Here is a 17,691-nt window from a genome sequence, read left to right as displayed (position 1 = left end):
GCCTGTGAGTCTGCGCCTTTACGACACCGGTACCCGTAGCGTCCGCACGTTCGAGCCCCTGGAAGAGGGCCGTGTGGGGATGTACGTGTGCGGTGCCACGCCGCAGGCCGCGCCCCACATCGGCCACCTCCGCTCCGGCGTCATCTACGACGTCCTGCTCCGCTGGCTGCGCGCGTCCGGCTACGACGTGACGTTCGCGCGCAACGTCACCGACGTCGACGACAAGATCATCGCGGTGGCGGCGGAGCGGGACGTGCCGTGGTTCGCGGTCGCCGAGGACAACCAGCGCACCTTCAACCGCGGCTACGACCTGCTCGGCTGCCTCCCGCCGACGATCGAGCCGCGCGCCACCGGGCACGTCCCGGAGATGATCGTGCTGATGCGGCGGCTGATCGACGCCGGGCACGCGTACGCGGCGGACGGCGACGTGTACTTCGACGTGAAGTCGTGGGCCGACCAGTACGGGCGGCTGTCGAACCAGCGGCTCGAGAACATGCGCTCCGCGGGCGACACGCCGAACGAGGACCTCAAGCGCGACCCCCGCGACTTCGCGCTGTGGAAGGGCGCGAAGCCGGGCGAACCGTCCTGGGAGACGCCGTGGGGCGAGGGCCGTCCCGGCTGGCACCTCGAATGCTCCGCCATGGCGACCAAGTACCTCGGCCCCACCTTCGACATCCACGGCGGCGGCGTCGACCTGATCTTCCCGCACCACGAGAACGAGATCGCCCAGTCCCGCGCCGCAGGCGACGGCTTCGCCCGCTACTGGCTGCACAACGGGCTGCTCACGGTCGACGGCGAGAAGATGAGCAAGTCGGTCGGCAACGTCGTCCTGCTGACCGACCTGCTCGGCAGGGCCCGCCCCGCCGAGATCCGGTACTACCTGGCCGCGGCCCACTACCGCTCCCTCATGGACTACACCGACGCCGCGCTCGCCGAGGCCGTCTCCGCCTACCAGCGGATCGAGGGCTTCGTCACCCGCGCCGCCGAGGTCGCCGGACCCGGCGAGCCCGGCCGCCTCCCCGCCGCCTTCACCGCCGCGATGGACGACGACCTCGGCGTCCCGCAGGCCCTCGCCGTCCTGCACGACACCGTCCGCGAGGGCAACGGCGCGCTCGCCTCGTCCGACGACGAGGCCGTGCGCGGGCACCTCGCGGCCGTCCGCGCGATGGCCGGGGTCCTCGGCCTCGACCCCCTCGCGGACGAGTGGACGCAGACCGGCGGGGACGACCTGCGGCCCGTCGTCGACGCGCTCGTCGGCGTCGCGCTCGAACAGCGGCAGGCGGCGCGCGCGCGGAAGGACTACGCGGCCGCCGACGCCATCCGCGACAGCCTCGCCGCCGCCGGGATCGTCGTCGAGGACACCCCGCACGGGCCCCGCTGGGAACTCAAGAAGGACTGAGCCCCCGGCCGCCCGGATAAACTGGGACGTTCGATTTCGGCGACGTCGCGAGGGGCAGGACCATGGCCAAGGGCAAGGGCAGGGGACCCACACCGAAGGCCGAGGACCGGCACTGGCACGGCAAGCGCCAGAAGGCCCGGGCCGTCAAGAACGCCAAGCGCACCGGGACGCCCACCGTCGGCCCCGGCGGCCGCAAGACCGCCGCGCCCGACCGCGCGCGCCCCACCCGTCCGGCCGGGGCCCGCCGCGCCAACGGGGAGGTCCCCGAGCTGGTCACCGGGCGCAACCCCGTGCTGGAGGCGCTCCGCGCCGGCGTGCCCGGCACCGCCCTCTACGTCACGTCCGGGACGGACGAGCGCGTCCGCGAGGCGATCCAGCTCGCCGCCGACCGGAACGTCCCCCTGCTCGAGACGGGCAAGAACGAGCTCGACCGGCTCACCGACGGCGCCGTCCACCAGGGCATCGCCCTCCAGGTGCGCCCCTACCGGTACGCGCACCCGGACGACCTGCTGAAGGGCGCCGCGCCCCTCATCGTCGCGGTCGACGGCATCACCGACCCCCGCAACCTCGGCGCGATCGTCCGCTCCGCGTCCGCGTTCGGCGCGTCCGGCGTGGTCGTCCCGGAGCGCCGCGCGGCGGGCGTCACCGCGGGCGCGTGGAAGACCTCCGCGGGCACCCTCGCGAACGTCCCCGTCGCGCAGGCGACGAACCTGTCCCGGCAGCTCAAGGCGTACCAGAAGGCGGGCTGCTTCGTCGCCGGGCTGGACGCGCGCGGCGGCGTCACCGTCGCCGACCTGGAGGTCGCGGCGGGCCCGTTCGTCCTCGTCGTCGGCTCCGAGGGCAAGGGGCTCGGCCGGCTCGTCGCCGAGACGTGCGACATGCTCGTCACGATCCCGATGCCCGGCACCGCCGAGTCGCTCAACGCGGGCGTCGCCGCGGGGATCGCGCTGTACGAGGTCAGCCGCCGCCGATAAAGTTCAACGTTAAGAGACTTGACGTTCGGGTAGCGGCCGTGGTGTTATCTCAACATTGAGATTATCAATGAGGAGACATCATGGCCGCCATCACCGCCCCCCGCGCGCTGAACACCAACCTGGGCGTCCTCGGCCTCGCCGCCCTGGCCCCCGCGAGCTGGGGCACCACCTACGTCGTCACCACCACCCTCCTGCCCCCGGACCGCCCCCTCCTCGCCGGCGTCCTGCGCGCCCTCCCCGCCGGGCTCGTCCTCCTCCTCGCCACCCGCCGCCTCCCCAAAGGCGCCTGGTGGTGGAAGGGCACCGTCCTCGGCATGCTGAACTTCGGCGCGTTCATGCCGCTGCTGTTCTTCGCCGCCTACCGCCTCCCCGGCGGCGTCGCCGCCACCATCGGCTCCGTCCAGCCCCTCGTCGTCGCCCTGCTCTCCCTCGGCGTCCTCGGCGTGAAACCGTCCCGCGCGATCCTCTACTCGGCCCTCGCGGGCACCGGCGGAGTCGCCCTGCTGACCCTCACCGGCGACGCCGCCCTCGACCCCCTCGGCATCCTCGCGATGCTCACCGCCACGAGCCTCATGGCGACCGCGATCGTCCTCGCCAAGAAGTGGGGCCGCCCCGAATCGCCCCTCGCCATGACCGGCTGGCAGCTCACCATCGGCGGCCTCGCCATCGCCCCCCTCGCCCTCCTCCTGGAAGGCGCCCCGCCCGCCCTCACCGCCGCGAACCTCCTCGGCTTCCTCTACCTCGGCGCCTTCGGCACCGCCCTCGCCTACGCCCTCTGGTTCCGCGGCATCGAGCGCCTCCCCGCGACCTCCGTCTCCCTCCTCGGCCTCACGAACCCCATGGTCGCGACCCTCGCCGGCCTGTTCGTCCTCGGCCAGACCCTCACCCCCTGGCAGATCGTCGGCTTCACCATCGCCCTCGGCGCCCTCGTCGCCGGCCAGACCCTCGACCGGAAGTGACCACCATGCGCATCGCCGTCTTCGGCGCCGCCGGCTCCATCGGCTCCGCCATCGTCACCGAAGCCCTCGCCCGCGGCCACCACGTCACCGCGATCGTCCGCACCCCCCGCCCCCTGCCCCCGGGCGCCGAACCCCGCATCGGCGACGCCACCGACCCCGCGTCCGTCGCACCACTGACCGACCACGACGTCGTCATCGGCGCCACCCGCCCCCCGCACGGCGAAGAGTCCGCGCTCCTGCACGCCACCGACACCCTGCTCTCGACCCTTGCAGGGACGAACGTCCGGTGCATGATCATCGGGGGTGCCGCGACACTCCGGATCCCCGGCACCCCGCGAACCGTCCTGCACTCGCCGCACGTCCACGACTCGTTCCGCGCCATAGCCGAAGCCTGCGCGGCCCAGCACTCCCGGTGCCTCGACGAATCCCGAACCGACTGGACGTACGTGAGCCCACCGGCCGTCCTCACCACGGGCCCCCGCACCGGCCGATACCGCCTGGGCGCCGACGAACTCGTCGTGGACCCCGCGGGCGACTCCACCATCTCGATGGCCGACCTGGCCGTCGCCGTCCTCGACGAGGCCGAACGGCCGAAGCACACCCGGGCCCGCTGGACGGTGGGGTACTAGCCGTCCGCGGGCGAGGTCACGGCGGCGTGCTGATCGGCCTGACCTCGATCGGCAACCCCGTCACCTGCGCGTACCGTGCGGCCAACGACAACGCCGCGTCCTCGTCCCCGGTCTCGATCACGACGAAGCCCCCGACGCACTCGTCCGCCTCCGCGTAAGGCCCGTCCCGCGCGACGCACTCGTCCCCGCGCATCCGCACCACCGTGCTCGCCCGCGGATGCTCCAACCCCGCCCCGAAGACCCAGTTCTCCGACAGCTCCAGATCACGCCGCAGGACCTTCAGCTCCGCCATGATGCGCTCCAGCTCGTCCGGCGGCGGCGCCTCGCCCACGGGCTGGATGATGTTCAGCACGTAACGCCCCACAGTGCCCCCCTCGAAGCGTCCGACACCCCCTCACTCCCCGGCCCGCGCCCGTCCAACCCCCGCCCCGCCGCGCACACCGCCGCCACGTCGACTACCATGCGGGACGAGCCGCGCCGGCGTAGCTCAATTGGCAGAGCACCTGTCTTGTAAACAGAAGGTTAGGGGTTCAAGTCCCCTCGCCGGCTCCCACGTAGAAGGCCCCTCCCGTTCCCGGAAGGGGCCTTTCTGTTACAGGAGCGTCTACGCGGCGGCGTCCATCCGGTCGGCGAAGGTGGTGGCCGCTTCGGTGAGCTGCTCGTTGACGACGTGGACGTGGACGCCCGCTGGAGCAGTGTGGTCGCGTGGACGTGCCGGAGGTCGTGCAGCCGAGCATGGGGGAGCGGCGCCGGATCGTCCTCGTTGCGCCGGGCGATCAGCGCTGGGCGCCCGGTAGCGTCGCGTGTGTGAGCGATGCGGCGATCGGTGCCTTCGTGGCCGGCCAGGCGGATGCTCGGCGGGTGACTCTGCGCCACCTTGCGGGTTGTGATCGAACCGAATTCATTGGGCTGGTGAGCGACAGCAAGGAATTGCACGAGCCGTGGATTTCTCTGCCGTCTGGTCCGGAGGAGTTTCAGGCTTACCTCGATCGTTATGAGCGGCCTGGTGAAGAGGCGGTGTTGGTTTGTTTGCGTGGGAGTGGGCGCATCGCCGGTGTGGTCAACATCAACAGCATCATCCGGGGGCGACTCCAGTCGGGCTCTGTCGCCTATGCCGCCTTCGCCCATGCCGCTGGTCAGGGTTACATGACCGAAGGGCTGGGGCTGGTGGTGCGTTACGCCTTCGAGGAGTTGCGGCTTCATCGGCTTGAGGCGCAGATACAGCCGGAGAACCACGCCTCCCTCAGGCTGGTTCGGCGGGTCGGTTTCCGGTATGAGGGCTACTCGCCCGAGTTGCTTTTCATTGACGGAGCCTGGCGAGACCACGAACGGTGGGCGATCACCAATTCTATGATCGACGTCTTTCCTGCGGCTCCGCATGCGACGTTGCCTGAACGTTGATCCTTCCCGGCGGGAGTTCGCTTGTCGTTACCGGGCCGGGTGCGTCTACGGTACGGCGATCTTGATGGTGTCCTCGACCCCGGCCCTCAGGGTGCCGATCTCGACCTCCTCGCCCGGTGCCGGGAGGTCGGACGGGCGGACGGTCTCGGGGGCGTGGAGGCCGATCCGCAGGACGCGCTTGCCGCGCAACGCGGCGTTCTTGTCGCCGCGAGGCACCCGGATCTCGTGGTCGTCGGCCGCGAACCGGTAGTCGCAGCCCAGGCCGAGCTTCGCGAACGTCTGCTTGACCTCGTCCAGTTCCTGCCCCTCGAGGGGCCGGACGGCGAGCGGCAGGGACAGGACCGCCTGCGCGCACAGCGGCCCGCTCACCCCCGGCATGGTCATCCGGACGGCCTGCGGGTTGCGAAGGGTGTACTGCTGGACCTGCAGGATGGGGAACCCGGATGTCGCGGCCGGCTTCTTGTCGGCGGGGTCGAACGGCAGCTCCCGGAAGACGGGCGCTCCGCTGCGGGACTGCGCGTTGAAGCCGTCCGTCACGATCTGGCTCAGGTTCTTGATGAACTTGTCGTAGTGCGCTGCGATGTCGCTCTGGACGCCGTACTTCTTGCGGGGCTCCTCGACGAGCGACAGGTCGGCGTCCAGATCCGCCGGGTCGACGAGCGCGTCGGTCACCCACCAGGGCGCCGAGTACGCGCCCTGGTAGCCCTGGATCAGGTACCGCTTGCCATCGTGGTGGGCTTCCACCAGCCAGTTGTGGATGCCGCCGAGGGTGCAGTCCAGGATGTAGATCTCGTTCTGGTCGGACGGTTTGAGCTTGAGCGCGTCCTCGATCTCGGCGGTCCAGGACTTTTCGCACTTCGTCTCCTTGATGGGGGAGATCGTGGCGCCGTAGTTGGCGCGTAGCCGCTTCACGGCGTTGAGGGCCACCGTGCCGCAGTTCGCCCAGGTGGTGCTGAGCTCTCTCTGCATCTTGGAGTGGGCTTCGCCTCCTTCGAGGGCCGACGCCCGCCAGCTCTTGAGCACCTCGCGCTCCGCCGGGAGGACGGCGTTGAAGATGGAGACGCTCATCAGGCGCCTGGCGGCGGCCGCGAGGTCCTGCCAGGTGGCGAACTCGTGCGCCTCCTCGGTGGTCTCGTCCCGGATGAGGGCGTTGACGTAGTCGACGAGTCCCTGGGCTCTCTGCTCGGTGTGGGCCTCTTTCGCCGAGGGATCGGCACGGCGGTCCGACTCGCGCGCGACGAGCGTGCTCGCGCCGTGCCGGACGAACTGCTTGATCGCGTCCTCGCCTTCGGGCGGCAGCGGAGCGGTCAGGGCATCCAGGGAATGGCTCTTGACGGTGAGGCGCATGATCCCCCCAACGTGATCATTCGAGCACAGAGTGTGCCGGGCGTTCAGTGTAGGTGTCACCGCATGTCAGAGCCATGAACCGGCTTTCGGGCGCCGAGCCGGAATCTGCGTTCCGGGCATGGCGTGTTGCCCCGGGTCAGCCGAGGTGCAGGTCTCGGTGGCGGAAGGCGGTCAGGCCCGTGGCGGCGAGGGCGGTGCTCGCGGCCAGGAGCCAGACGAACGGGGTCGCGGTGGCGTCGGCGCCTGGGAGGTCGGGGATGTGGGTGAAGGGGGAGAGGTCGAGGGCCCACTGGCCGATGTCGAGCATCGGGCCGACGAGGGTGACGAGGGCCGCGACGGCGACGGCGGCCCAGCTCGCGGACGTCAGGCGGGGGACGAGCCCGAAGAGCGCGACGGCGATCGCGGCGATGAGCCAGACGGCGGGGAGCTGCGCGAGTGCGGCGGTCAGGAGGGCGGGGAGTTCGCCGGGGTCGTGGACGAGCGCGGCGAGGGCGGCGCCCGTGGCGAGGCCGGCGATGGGGCCGGCGAGGGGGAACAGGAGGTGGCTGGACGCCCAGTGCAGTCGTCCGGTGGGGGTCGCGAGGAGGGGTTCGGCGCGGAGGGACGACTCCTCCGCGCGGAGTTTGAGGGTCGCGGAGACGGCGTAGCCCGCGGCGAGGAGCCCGAGCATGTTCATGACCATCGCGAAGTACGCGTCGGTGATGGTGGAGGTGCCGCCCAGGTCGGCGATGATGTCTTCGAGGTCGGGGTTGTCCTTGATGAGGTCGTTCATCCCGCCCGCGACGCCGCCGAAGACGAGCCCGAGGACGGCGAAGCCCGCGAGCCAGCCGTAGAACGGACGGCTCTGCAGGCGCCACCCGAGCCCGAAGGGGCCGCCGAGGCGGGGGGACGCCTCGGCGGGGCCGGGCCGCGGGGGGAAGATGCCCGCGGCGACGTCGCGGCGGGCCGACAGCCGCCATGCGGCGGCGACGAGGGCGAGGGTCAGCAGGACGACCGGGACGAGCAGCCACCAGCGTTCGTCGCCGAAGGGGCGCATGCGCTGCGCCCAGCCGAGGGGCGTCAGCCAGCCGAGCCAGGAGAGGGAGTTGCCCTCGCCGCCGGTGTCGGCCGCCATCCGGAGGACGAACGCGGCGCCGAGCGCGGCCATCGCGGTGCCGCGGGCGGCGCCGGCGCCCTCGGAGAGCTGGGCGGTGACGCCGGCGACGGCGGCGAAGACGATGCCGACCGCGGCCGTCTGCAGGCCGAGCGCGAGGGAGCCCGCGAGGGGCTGGTCCTGGGCGGCGACCGCGGCGGCCATGAGGAGCGCGACGACGATGTTGGCGGCGGTGGTGACGATGAGCGCGGCGGCGAGGGCCGCCTGGCGGCCGACGACCGTGGAGCCGAGGAGTTCGCGCCGTCCCGCCTCCTCCTCGACGCGGGTGTGCCGGATGACGACGAGCGCGGAGATCAGCCCGAGGGCGACGGGGACGAACGCGGACCGCTGGGTGACGAGGCCGCCGATGCTCGTGTCGTACAGGGGGCCGTACATCGCGAGGAACGTCGGGTTCGTCCCGCTGGTGGCGGCGTAGCCGAGGCGGTCGGCGGCGGTGGGGTAGAGGCTCTGGAACGTCGCGACGAAGTTCGCCGGGAGGACCGAGACGAACAGCACCCAGAGGGGGAGCAGGAACCGGTCGCGGCGGAGGACGAGGCGGACCATGCCGCCGGTGCCGACGAGCGCGGTCATGCCGCGGCCTCCTTGTAGTGGCGCAGGAACAGCTCCTCGAGCGTGGGCGGGCGGCTGGTGAGGCTCCGCACGCCGGCGGACGTGAGGTGCTTGAGGACGTCGTCGAGCCGGTCGGTGTCGACCTCGCAGCGGACGCGCGCGCCGTCGACGCGCAGGTCGTGGACGCCGGGGACGCGGGCGAGGCCGTCGGGGGGCGCGGCGAGGTCGGCGTCGATGGACGTGCGGGTGAGGTGGCGCAGGTCGGCGAGGGTGCCGCTTTCGACGGCGGCGCCCCCGCGGATGATCGTCACGCGGTCGCAGAGGGCCTCGACCTCGGAGAGGATGTGGCTGGACAGCAGGACGGTGCGGCCCTTGTCGCGTTCCTCGCGGACGCACTCCTGGAAGACCTCCTCCATCAGCGGGTCGAGGCCCGAGGTGGGTTCGTCCAGGATCAGGAGTTCGGCGTCGGACGACAGTGCGGCGACGAGGCCGACCTTCTGCCGGTTGCCCTTCGAGTAGGTGCGGCCCTTCTTGCGGGGGTCGAGCTCGAAGCGGTCGAGCAGTTCGGCGCGCCGGGCCTTGTCGATGCCGCCGCGCATCCGGCCGAGCAGGTCGATGACCTCGCCGCCGGACAGGTTCGGCCACAGCGTGACGTCGCCGGGGACGTACGCGAGGCGGCGGTGCAGTTCGGTGGCGTCCCGCCACGGGTCGCCGCCGAGGAGCCGGACGGTGCCGGCGTCGGCGCGCAGCAGGCCGAGCAGGACGCGGATGGCGGTGGACTTGCCGGCGCCGTTCGGGCCGAGGAAGCCGTGCACCTCGCCGGGACGGACGTCGAGGTCGAGCCGGTCGAGCGCGCGCGTCCGTCCGAAGGTCTTGACCAGGCCGGACACCTGGACGGGGTTCGTCTGTGTCACCGGGGTTCTCCTTGTTCGGGGGTTTCGACGGCACACCGGCCGCCGCCCCCGCGGTCAGGGGAGGCGGTGCGGTGCCGGGGCGGGCGCAGGGTGCGGGGGCGGGTCGGAGTCGGCCTTGCGGGCGGCGGCGGCGCTGGTGGACAGCCGCGGGAAGTCAGGCATCCCCGCCCTCTTCCGTGGCGTCCCGCATCTTCCGCAGGACCTCGCGGGTCTGCTCTTCGAGTTCCGGGGTGATCAGGTTGTCGGTGTGGACGTCCATGAGCGCCATCGCGAGCCGCGGGTAGCCCTCGGGGGTGAGGATGTCGGTGCCCAGCGTGCGGGAGAGGTGCTCGTTCAGGACGACGATCCCGAAGTTCATGGCGGTGATCACGGCCGCGTACGCGTGGAGGTCGTCGGTGGCGGGTTTGCGCATGCCGGTGGAGCCGCGGGCGAGGATGTCCTCGCTGAACTCCACCGAGTCGTCGAACAGCGTGCGTGCGGCGTCGGAGTCCTCCACCAGCGCGCGCGCCATGTACTGCTGGACGGGCAGGGCCGTCTGCATCGCGATCGTCAGGAAGTTCGGGTTCGCCATGCCGCCGGACAGCGCCTCTTCCTTGACCCGGCGGATCGCGTCGATGGCGTAGGCGTCGCAGGCTTCGCGCAGGGCGGCCTTGTTCGTGAAGTGGTGCTGGACGAGCGCGGGGGAGACCCCGGCGGCCTTCGCGATCCCGCGGATCGTGGCGCCCTTCTCACCGAGCTTGGCGAACTGCAGCATCGCCGCGTCCCTGATGCGCGCGCGCGTCGTCAGGTCTTCCGGCTCTCGCCGCTCGTCCACACCGGCCCCCATACGCCCGTCCAGTCCCTGTACGTTTGTACACTGTACGTCCGTACAGGGGTGCTCGGCAAGATGCGCGGGGGTGATGGCGGCGTTCCGGCGCCGGTTCAGCCGTTGGCGACCGCCGACGCGATGGCGGCGGCGACCGGGACGACCGCGAGCGCGGTCATGACGAGGATCTGCGGGGCCCGCCGCGACGGGTGCCGGTCCCGCAGGACGACCGTCCGCGCCATCTTGTCGTGCAGGCACTGCCGCAGCGGGCGGTCCCACAGCGTCCACAGGACGTTGACGAGCGCGAGCACGCCGATGACCGAGCCGGCGAACCCCCAGAAGACGGGATAGGCGAGCGCGCGTCCCATACCGCGGAAGGGCGTCAGGGGTTCTTCGGGCGCGTCGACGCCGGCGACCCGTATTTTCAGCAGGCACTTGCCGAGCGTGCGTCCCCAGAAGGCCAGTTGAAGGGCTTCGCAGAGATAAAGGCAGGCGAGAAAGAACACCGCGAGCGAAATCCCGACCGCGAGCGGGGTCTCGTTCTCCCCGTAGGCGTTCTCCTCGTACGTCAAAGTCAATACGCTGAACACGACGCCCGCGATGATCATGACGAGGACGACCTGGTCGATGATCCGCGCGGCCAGCCGCCGTCCGGCTCCCGCCAGGTCGAGGTCGGTGTCCTCGTCGCCCGGCGGCAGCCACGCCGAGGACGCGCCCTCCGGCGGCTGGTACCACCCGGGCGAGTCCTCGGGGACCGTGCCGGTGCGTCGCGGGTCGTATCCGTATTCGTGCATGGGGGCGCGACCCTTTCCGTTGGTGAACCGGATGGCGAAAGCCGTGAATCTCGACGCCGGACGGCCGGATGTGGCCATTTTCTCGATGGTGCGGCGGAGAATGGCGCGGAAGACATTAGCCAGCCCCGGGTGGGCTGTCCAATCGATTACCGCCGGTCGGCGGGCGCGGCGGTCAAGGAATGGCCGCGGCGGGCATGGCCGGCCGGCGGAGGCCATCGGCGGGCGCGCGGCGCGGGGACCGGCCGCGCCGGTGCCGGGACGCGGCGGGCAAGGGATTGTTCTGATTCTCGTCAATAGCGCATCGGCGATCTTGGTCCTTTGGTCTCATGGTGTCGCCAAATCGATACATAGAGTCATGTCGCGGATAGGGGGCCGGATGGTCGGGGGAACGGACGCGACGGCACGCCGGGGGGCGGAACGGGGCAGAAGGGTCCCTCCGGGGCGGTACGCGGCGATCGCCGGGGACGAGCGGTTCCGGCGGCTGGACCGCAGGTTCCGCCGGACGGTCGCCGTCGGCGCGGGCGCCTTCCTGGGGTGGTACTTCCTGTACGTCGCCCTGTCGGCGTTCGCGCGGGGGTTCATGGCGCGGCCGGTGGCCGGGAACGTCAACGTCGCGATGCTGCTCGGGGTCCTGCAGTTCGCCTCGACGCTGCTGCTGGCCGCCGCGTTCGCCGCCTACGCGCGGCGGCGCCTCGACCCGCTCGCGGACGAGCTGCGCGCCGAGGCGGACGGGCCGCCCGCGCCGCCGCCGGGGGCCGCGCCCGCCGCGTATCCCGCACCGCCGGGACGTCCGGCGCCCGTCGCGCCCCGCGCGTCGGACGGACGCTGGGACGTCCGGATGGGGGAGGCGCGGTGACGGAGCTGACCTTCGGGGTGTTCGTCGTCTTCGTCCTGATCACCCTCGGGATCACGGTGTGGGCCCGCGCCAACACGCGGGGAGCGGACGACTTCTACGCGGGCGGCCGGAAGTTCTCGGGCGCCCAGAACGGGACGGCGCTCGCGGGCGACTACATGTCGGCGGCGTCGTTCCTCGGCATCGCGGGGCTCATCGCGCTGTCCGGATACGACGGGTTCCTGTACTCGATCGGGTTCCTCGTGGCGTGGCTGCTCGCGCTCCTGCTCGTCGGGGCGATCCGCAACGCCGGGCGCTTCACGCTCGCGGACGTCCTCGCGCAGCGGGTCCGGCGGCAGCCGCCGGTGCGGCGCGCGGCGGTCGTCTCCACGGTCACGGTGTCGGTCTTCTACCTGCTCGCCCAGATGGTCGGGGCCGGGGCGCTCGTGTCGATGCTGCTGGGCGTGCACCCGGGCGAGCGGTTCCTCGGGATGTCGGCCGATGTCGCCGAGACGGTCACGATCGTCGTGGTCGGGTCGCTGATGATCTGTTACGTCATGTTCGGCGGGATGAAGGCCACGACCTGGGTGCAGATCGTCAAGGCCGTGCTGCTGATGGGCGGCACGATCGTCCTGACGGTGCTGGTGCTGAGCCGGTTCGGGTTCGACCCCAGCAGGATGCTCGGATCGGCGGCCGACGCGAGCGGCCGCGGCGACGCGTTCCTGCGGCCCGGACTGCACTACGGGCGGGACGTCGAGGGCGACCTCTACCGGACGATCATCGGCAAGCTCGACTTCTTCAGCCTCGCGCTCGCCCTCGTCCTCGGCACCGTGGGGCTCCCCCACATCGTCGCCCGGTTCTTCACGGTGCCGGACGCCCGCGCCGCCCGCACGTCCGTGTCCTGGTCGATCGGGCTCGTCGGCGCGTTCTACCTGATGACGCTCGCGCTCGGGTTCGGCGCGGCGGCGCTCGTCGGGCGGGAGCGCATCGTCGCCCAGGACCCGTCGGGCAACACGGCGGCGCTGCAGCTCGCGCACGCGGTCGGCGAGCACGTCGCCGGGCCGGTCGGCGGGGACGTGCTGCTCGCGTTCACCGGCGCCGTCGCGTTCGCGACGATCCTCGCCGTGGTGTCGGGCCTGGTGCTGGCGTCGTCGACGTCGCTGGCGCACGACTACTTCGGCCAGGTGCTGATGTTCGGACGTCCCCGCGAGTCGCAGGAGGTCGCGGTGGCGCGGGTCGCGGCGTTCCTGGTGGGGGCGCTCGCGGTCGTCCTGGCCGTCGTCGCCCGCGACCTCAACGTGGCGTTCCTGGTGGCGCTGGCGTTCGCGATCGCCGCGGCGGCGAACCTCCCCGCGATCGTCCTGTCGCTGTTCTGGCGGCGGTTCAACTCGACGGGCGCGGTCGCCGGGATCTACGGCGGGCTCGGCAGCTCGCTGGTGCTCGTGTTCTTCTCGCCGGTCGTGTCGGGGAAGGCCGACCCGGTGACCGGGCGGAGCCTGTCGCTGTTCCCCACGGGCGTCGACTTCCACCTGTTCCCGCTGGAGAACCCCGGGATCGTGTCGGTCCCGATCGGGTTCGCGTGCGCGGTCGCCGGGACGTTCCTGGCCCGCGAGAAGGCCGACCCGCTGCGCTACGACGACCTGTCGGTGCGGGCGCTCACGGGGGCCGGGTCGCACTGACGGCCGGGCCGGGTCGCACCGACGGCCGGGCCGGGCGTGGCCGTGTCCGGCCGGTGAGGCGAACCCCACAGCGCGGCATCGCGGGCGAGACGTTCCGCCCCGCCCGGAGCGTGCCTTAATGTGCCGTGTGCCCGGGCGGCGTGATGATCCCGTGGCAGAATGTGGCTCGCCGTGGAGCACGGTCGACACCGGGAGGAGGTGCGGCAGGGTGTCCCAAGCCGGTCGGCACCGTTCCCGGCGTGCTCGTCCGGCCCCGCGCCCCCCGCGGACCCCGATCCCGCGCCCGGCCCGGCGTCCGGCCCCGCGCTCGGCGCGGACGACCGCCGCCCTCGCCGTGGTGACGCTCGCGGCCGCCGCGGTCGTCCCGTTCGCGATGGCGCCCGACGGCCCGGACCGCACGCCCCGTCCCGTCCGCGGCGCCGCCGCAGGGGCGCCGGTCGCCGCCGCCGACCAGATCCGCGCCCGCGAATGGCACCTGGAGACGGTCCGCGCGGAGCGGGCGTGGAAGTGGTCCACGGGACAGGACGTCACCGTCGCCGTGCTCGACACCGGCGTCGACGCGAACCACCCCGACCTCGTCGGCAGCGTCGTGAACGGGCCCGACCTGACCGGCGGCGGGCGGCCCCCCGGCACCCGCTACTGGGGCCTGCACGGCACCTCGATGGCCAGCATCATCGCCGGTCACGGGCACGGCCGCGCCGGCTCCGAGGGGATCATCGGGGTGGCGCCGCAGAGCCGCGTCCTGTCGATCCGGGTGACGCTGGAGAACGACGACCCGCTGCGGCGCGAGCACCGGCGGGAGGCCGGGGACGGCGACGCGATCGCGCAGGGCATCCGGTACGCCGTCGACCACGGCGCCGACATCATCAACATGTCGCTCGGCGGCGGCCAGCAGTACTACAACGGCACCCCGGCGCAGGCGAGCGCGATCCGGTACGCGCTGAACCGGGGCGTCGTGCTGATCGCTTCCGCGGGCAACGACGGCTCCACCGCGAACCGGAAGAACTTCCCCGCCGCCTACCCGGGCGTCATCGCGGTCGGCGCCCTCGACCGGCGGCTGCGCCTGTGGGAGGACAGCAACCGGCACTCCCACGTCTCCGTGTGCGCACCCGGCGTGGACATCGTCAGCGCCGACAACGGCAAGGGCTACGTCGTCGGGACGGGCACGAGCGCGTCCTCGGCGATCGTCGCGGGCGTCGCCGCGCTCGTCCGCGCCCGCTACCCGAAGCTGACGCCGGACGAGGTGCGGCGCGCGCTCGTCCAGGGGTCCCCCGCCCGGCCCGGCCACCCGACCGGGTTCGCCGGCTGCCCGGGGACCGTGGACGCCGTCCGCACCCTGCTCGCCGCGCACAGCCTCAACAAGGTCTCGACCGGCCCCGTCCAGACGCCCACCCCGGTCCCGACGCCCGAACCGGTCGCGGAACCGGAGGGCGAGGGCACGGGCATGCTGCTGCCGCTCGTCCTCGGCGGCGGCGGGGTGCTGCTCCTGGTCGGGGTGACGCTCGGCTGGCGGCAGCGCGGGCGCCGCGAGGACGACGACGAGGAGACGATGCCCGAGTACGGGCTCCCCGGGCCGCCGCCCGACCCGGTGCCGCGCAGCCCCGCCCGCCCGCCCGCCGCCGCACCGCCGTCCGGAGGCGACGGGCCGCCGATGGCGCCGGTCAACGCGCCCCTCTGGCAGAACAACCAGGTCGCGCCGCCGTCCGGATACACCGACCCCGGGGCGCCGGTGCGCTTCGACCCCCCTCCGACCCCGGGCGCACCCCCGCCGGACGTCGCCCCGCCGCCCGTCCGATTCGAGCCGCGCCCGCCCCCGCACCCGTCCGGTGGCCCCGCGGGTCCGGACGCCCCACCGGTGTCGAACGGCCACGACTTCGGCGGCGCGAACGTCCTCGACGGCACCGCCCGCAACGCGACGAGCGAGACGAACGGGAGCCGTGCGGGCGGCGCGGCCTTCGCGGGCGACGGCATGTTCACGGGCGGCGATCCCCACGGGACGATCCCGGGCACCCCGCCCGCAGGGCGAATGCCCGCCGATGGCGGGACGTTCCCGGACGAGGCGGCGGCCGGGGCTCCTGCGGGTGGGACGCCGCTGGGCGGGATGCCCGCTGGTCGCGGGACGTTCGCGGGCGAGGCGGCGGGCGGGTCGCATGCGGGTGGAGCACCGGCGGGCGAGGCGCTCGGCGGCGGGACCCCCACAGGCGGGATGCCCGCCGATGGCGGGGGATTCGCGGGCGATGCGGTGTCGTCGGGAGATGAAGCGAACGGGACGGCCGCGAGCGGTGGAAGGTTCGCGGGCGGTGGGGCGGCCGGGGCGAGCCGGGCTTCCGTGGACGGGACGCCCGTAGGCGGGGAGTTCGCGGGCGGGTCGGCGAACGCCCCGGGCGGTGTCGGCGAGGACGCGGGGACCGGCGAGGACCGCGGCGCCGGCGAGATCCCGATCTTCGATGACGAGGCGTGGGAACGCTTTCGGCGGAGCGCCCTCGGGGGCACCGGCGTCCGCGACGCCTCGCCGCGGCCGGCCGTCCCGACGCCGCTGCCCGCGGGGGGCCCGGAGCCCGGTCGGCCGCCCGCGACCCCGGGCGAGGCCCCGCGGGACGGCGCGGGCCCCGTGCACGCGCCGTCCGGGACGACGCCGGCCGCGCCGGACGGTCCGGCGGGGCGCGGCGAGGCGGCGCCGGGCGACGAAGAGGAGTACCGGCCGCCCTGGTGGTGACCCGGCGGGACGCGTGCCGCGGGGCGCACGTCCCCGGTCGCGCGGTACTCCGGCGGGCGTAGGGCGGGAGTCTCCGGGCGGCCGATGACGCCCCCCGGAGCCGTCGCGGAGCATCGAACCATCCGATGAAACAGGAGGTCGATGACCATGTGGACGACGCTCGCGACGCAGATGCACCCCGGTGGGTGGTCCGACGGCGGGGACGCGCCCGCGTTCTGGCCGGTGTTCCCCGCCATGTTCGGGCTGTTCTGGCTCGCCGTGCTGGCGACCGGGTTCTACTTCATCCGCCGCCGCGTGACCGGAGGCGGGAGGCCGCACGGCGGCGGCGACCCGCTGAGCGGGGCGCGGTCGATCCTGGCCGAGCGGTTCGCGCGCGGCGAGATCGACGAGGACGAGTACCTGACGCGCATGTCGGCGCTGCGCGCCGACGCGTGACGGTCACTCGGCGCCGGCCTCTTCGAAGATCCGCTCGATGCCGTCGTCCGGGTACATGGGCGCCTGGGCGGCGGCCGCGTCGGCGAACCGGGTCAGCAGCCGCGCGAACTCGGCGCGCTCCCGGTTCGTCCAGCCGGCCATCAGTTCCTCGAAGTAGGTGCGGCGGAAGCGGTCGGCGACCTGCTTGACGCGGGTGCCGGCGTCGGTCAGCCGGAGGTTGGCGCGGCGCGCGTCGACGGGGGACGGGCGCCGCGACACCAGGCCGGCGTCGATGGCGTGCCCGACCAGCCGGCTGGCGGTCGACGGGTCGACCTCCAGCCGTTCCGCGACGGCTCCGACGGTGATCTCGGGGCCGTCGCCGTCGTCGTGCCCGGCCGCGTCGAGGAGCGCGGCGACGGCGTTGACGACCATCAGGTTGGACAACTGCAGGGGCCGGCCGTCCGGGCCCGCGGCGGTCTGCGCGCGGACCCGCTTCATCAGGTCGGGCTTGGCCCAGACGCGCCGCAGGTGGAACAGCGCGGTCGCGATCTCGGCCAGGGTCTCGTCGGGGACGTCGCGGTCGGACGACTCGGCAGGCCGTTCGGTTGCGCTGGTCTCCGTCGCCATGCAGCTGTCTCCCGTTCGTTCGGCGTACCGTCAACCCTAACCGGTGTACCGTGCACACGATCTTTATATGGGCCATATCTCGCCGGGTGTTTCCGCTGGGGCCGCAGCGCGGTTCCGGGACACGGGGCAAATGAAGATCTCCAGGTGAGCGGGGTTGTGATGCACTGAAACGGCGGCGGCCCGTTCCCCGCGAACCGCCGGTGGCCGTCCGCACGGGCGCGTACCATGGCACCCTGCCGAACCGGACGACCCGGGATCAGTGACCACAGAGGGGATCTCATGTCGGCGGCAGACACCCCCCGTGACGCCCTCCGACTGGACGTGAGCATGGACGAAGGCGCCCCCCGGCGACCCGTGACCGACGACCACCAAGCCGCTTCCCCCGAAGCGGACGCGGGTGTTCCCCGACCCCGCGCCCCCGAGCCCGGGACGTCCGGGACGTCCGGCGGCCCGGCCGAGGCCGGTGTGCCCGGCCCCCGGGCCCCGGAGCACGAGGCGG

General features: G+C 73.0%; 16 protein-coding genes and 1 tRNA gene. 10 read left to right on the top strand and 7 right to left on the bottom strand.

Annotated elements, in window-relative coordinates:
- Window positions 1-4 precede the first annotated feature (4 nt).
- The 4 genes from cysS to ACFQ11_RS20655 all read left to right on the top strand — a co-directional run bounded on the left by cysS (window position 5) and on the right by ACFQ11_RS20655 (window position 3,961).
- Complete coding sequence (gene cysS / locus ACFQ11_RS20670; protein ID WP_378301001.1) at window positions 5-1,399, top strand: cysteine--tRNA ligase; 1,395 nt, start codon at window positions 5-7, stop codon at window positions 1,397-1,399.
- A gap of 62 nt (window positions 1,400-1,461) precedes the next feature.
- Window positions 1,462-2,373, top strand: coding sequence for a 23S rRNA (guanosine(2251)-2'-O)-methyltransferase RlmB (gene rlmB, locus ACFQ11_RS20665; RefSeq protein ID WP_378300999.1), 912 nt, complete (start codon window positions 1,462-1,464; stop codon window positions 2,371-2,373).
- 80 nt (window positions 2,374-2,453) lie between these two features.
- On the top strand, window positions 2,454-3,332 hold the full coding sequence (locus tag ACFQ11_RS20660; protein WP_378300997.1) for an EamA family transporter: 879 nt from the start codon (window positions 2,454-2,456) through the stop codon (window positions 3,330-3,332).
- Between the two features lie 5 nt (window positions 3,333-3,337).
- A complete protein-coding gene (locus tag ACFQ11_RS20655) occupies window positions 3,338-3,961 on the top strand; it encodes an NAD(P)-dependent oxidoreductase (RefSeq protein WP_378300995.1) in 624 nt (207 codons plus the stop codon).
- Window positions 3,962-3,977: 16 nt separating this feature from the next.
- Here the strand turns inward: ACFQ11_RS20655 and ACFQ11_RS20650 are convergent, their stop codons facing one another.
- Window positions 3,978-4,325 (bottom strand): YciI family protein, encoded by a 348-nt coding sequence (locus ACFQ11_RS20650; protein WP_378300992.1) that lies wholly within the window; start codon window positions 4,323-4,325, stop codon window positions 3,978-3,980.
- Window positions 4,326-4,437: 112 nt separating this feature from the next.
- Here ACFQ11_RS20650 and ACFQ11_RS20645 point away from each other — a divergent pair.
- Window positions 4,438-4,510, top strand: a tRNA-Thr gene (locus ACFQ11_RS20645).
- Window positions 4,511-4,666: 156 nt separating this feature from the next.
- Window positions 4,667-5,362: a GNAT family N-acetyltransferase gene (locus ACFQ11_RS20640; protein WP_378300990.1), complete on the top strand. Its 696-nt coding sequence runs from the start codon at window positions 4,667-4,669 to the stop codon at window positions 5,360-5,362.
- Window positions 5,363-5,407: 45 nt separating this feature from the next.
- Here ACFQ11_RS20640 and ACFQ11_RS20635 read toward each other — a convergent pair whose 3' ends face one another.
- From ACFQ11_RS20635 to ACFQ11_RS20615, 5 genes are all read right to left on the bottom strand, one after another.
- Entirely contained in the window at window positions 5,408-6,709 is a 1,302-nt protein-coding gene (locus ACFQ11_RS20635; RefSeq protein WP_378300988.1) for a hypothetical protein, read from the bottom strand.
- A 136-nt stretch (window positions 6,710-6,845) separates the two neighbouring features.
- On the bottom strand, window positions 6,846-8,432 hold the full coding sequence (locus ACFQ11_RS20630) for an ABC transporter permease (RefSeq protein ID WP_378300986.1): 1,587 nt from the start codon (window positions 8,430-8,432) through the stop codon (window positions 6,846-6,848).
- Entirely contained in the window at window positions 8,429-9,325 is an 897-nt protein-coding gene (locus ACFQ11_RS20625) for an ABC transporter ATP-binding protein (RefSeq protein WP_378300984.1), read from the bottom strand. The genes ACFQ11_RS20630 and ACFQ11_RS20625 overlap by 4 nt, the downstream gene beginning before the upstream one ends.
- A gap of 154 nt (window positions 9,326-9,479) precedes the next feature.
- Window positions 9,480-10,139 (bottom strand): TetR/AcrR family transcriptional regulator, encoded by a 660-nt coding sequence (locus ACFQ11_RS20620; RefSeq protein ID WP_378300982.1) that lies wholly within the window; start codon window positions 10,137-10,139, stop codon window positions 9,480-9,482.
- A 107-nt stretch (window positions 10,140-10,246) separates the two neighbouring features.
- Window positions 10,247-10,924 (bottom strand): RDD family protein, encoded by a 678-nt coding sequence (locus ACFQ11_RS20615; RefSeq protein WP_378300980.1) that lies wholly within the window; start codon window positions 10,922-10,924, stop codon window positions 10,247-10,249.
- 376 nt (window positions 10,925-11,300) lie between these two features.
- On the opposite strand from ACFQ11_RS20615, the gene ACFQ11_RS20610 reads away from it, so the two are divergent.
- The 4 genes from ACFQ11_RS20610 (at window position 11,301) to ACFQ11_RS20595 (ending at window position 16,586) form a co-directional block, all read left to right on the top strand.
- Window positions 11,301-11,780, top strand: coding sequence for a DUF485 domain-containing protein (locus ACFQ11_RS20610; protein WP_378300978.1), 480 nt, complete (start codon window positions 11,301-11,303; stop codon window positions 11,778-11,780).
- A complete protein-coding gene (locus ACFQ11_RS20605) occupies window positions 11,777-13,435 on the top strand; it encodes a solute symporter family protein (RefSeq protein ID WP_378300977.1) in 1,659 nt (552 codons plus the stop codon). The genes ACFQ11_RS20610 and ACFQ11_RS20605 overlap by 4 nt, the downstream gene beginning before the upstream one ends.
- A gap of 337 nt (window positions 13,436-13,772) precedes the next feature.
- Window positions 13,773-16,151, top strand: coding sequence for a S8 family peptidase (locus ACFQ11_RS20600; RefSeq protein WP_378300975.1), 2,379 nt, complete (start codon window positions 13,773-13,775; stop codon window positions 16,149-16,151).
- A gap of 141 nt (window positions 16,152-16,292) precedes the next feature.
- Window positions 16,293-16,586 (top strand): SHOCT domain-containing protein, encoded by a 294-nt coding sequence (locus ACFQ11_RS20595; protein ID WP_378300973.1) that lies wholly within the window; start codon window positions 16,293-16,295, stop codon window positions 16,584-16,586.
- 3 nt (window positions 16,587-16,589) lie between these two features.
- Here the strand turns inward: ACFQ11_RS20595 and ACFQ11_RS20590 are convergent, their stop codons facing one another.
- A complete protein-coding gene (locus ACFQ11_RS20590) occupies window positions 16,590-17,192 on the bottom strand; it encodes a MarR family winged helix-turn-helix transcriptional regulator (RefSeq protein WP_378300970.1) in 603 nt (200 codons plus the stop codon).
- Window positions 17,193-17,691: the final 499 nt, after the last annotated feature.

Origin of the sequence: Actinomadura sediminis (genome assembly GCF_042675525.1) — a bacterium.
Taxonomy (GTDB): domain Bacteria; phylum Actinomycetota; class Actinomycetes; order Streptosporangiales; family Streptosporangiaceae; genus Spirillospora; species Spirillospora sediminis.
Note: the sequence above shows the minus strand (reverse complement) of the source record. Positions and strands in the feature narration are given on the sequence as shown.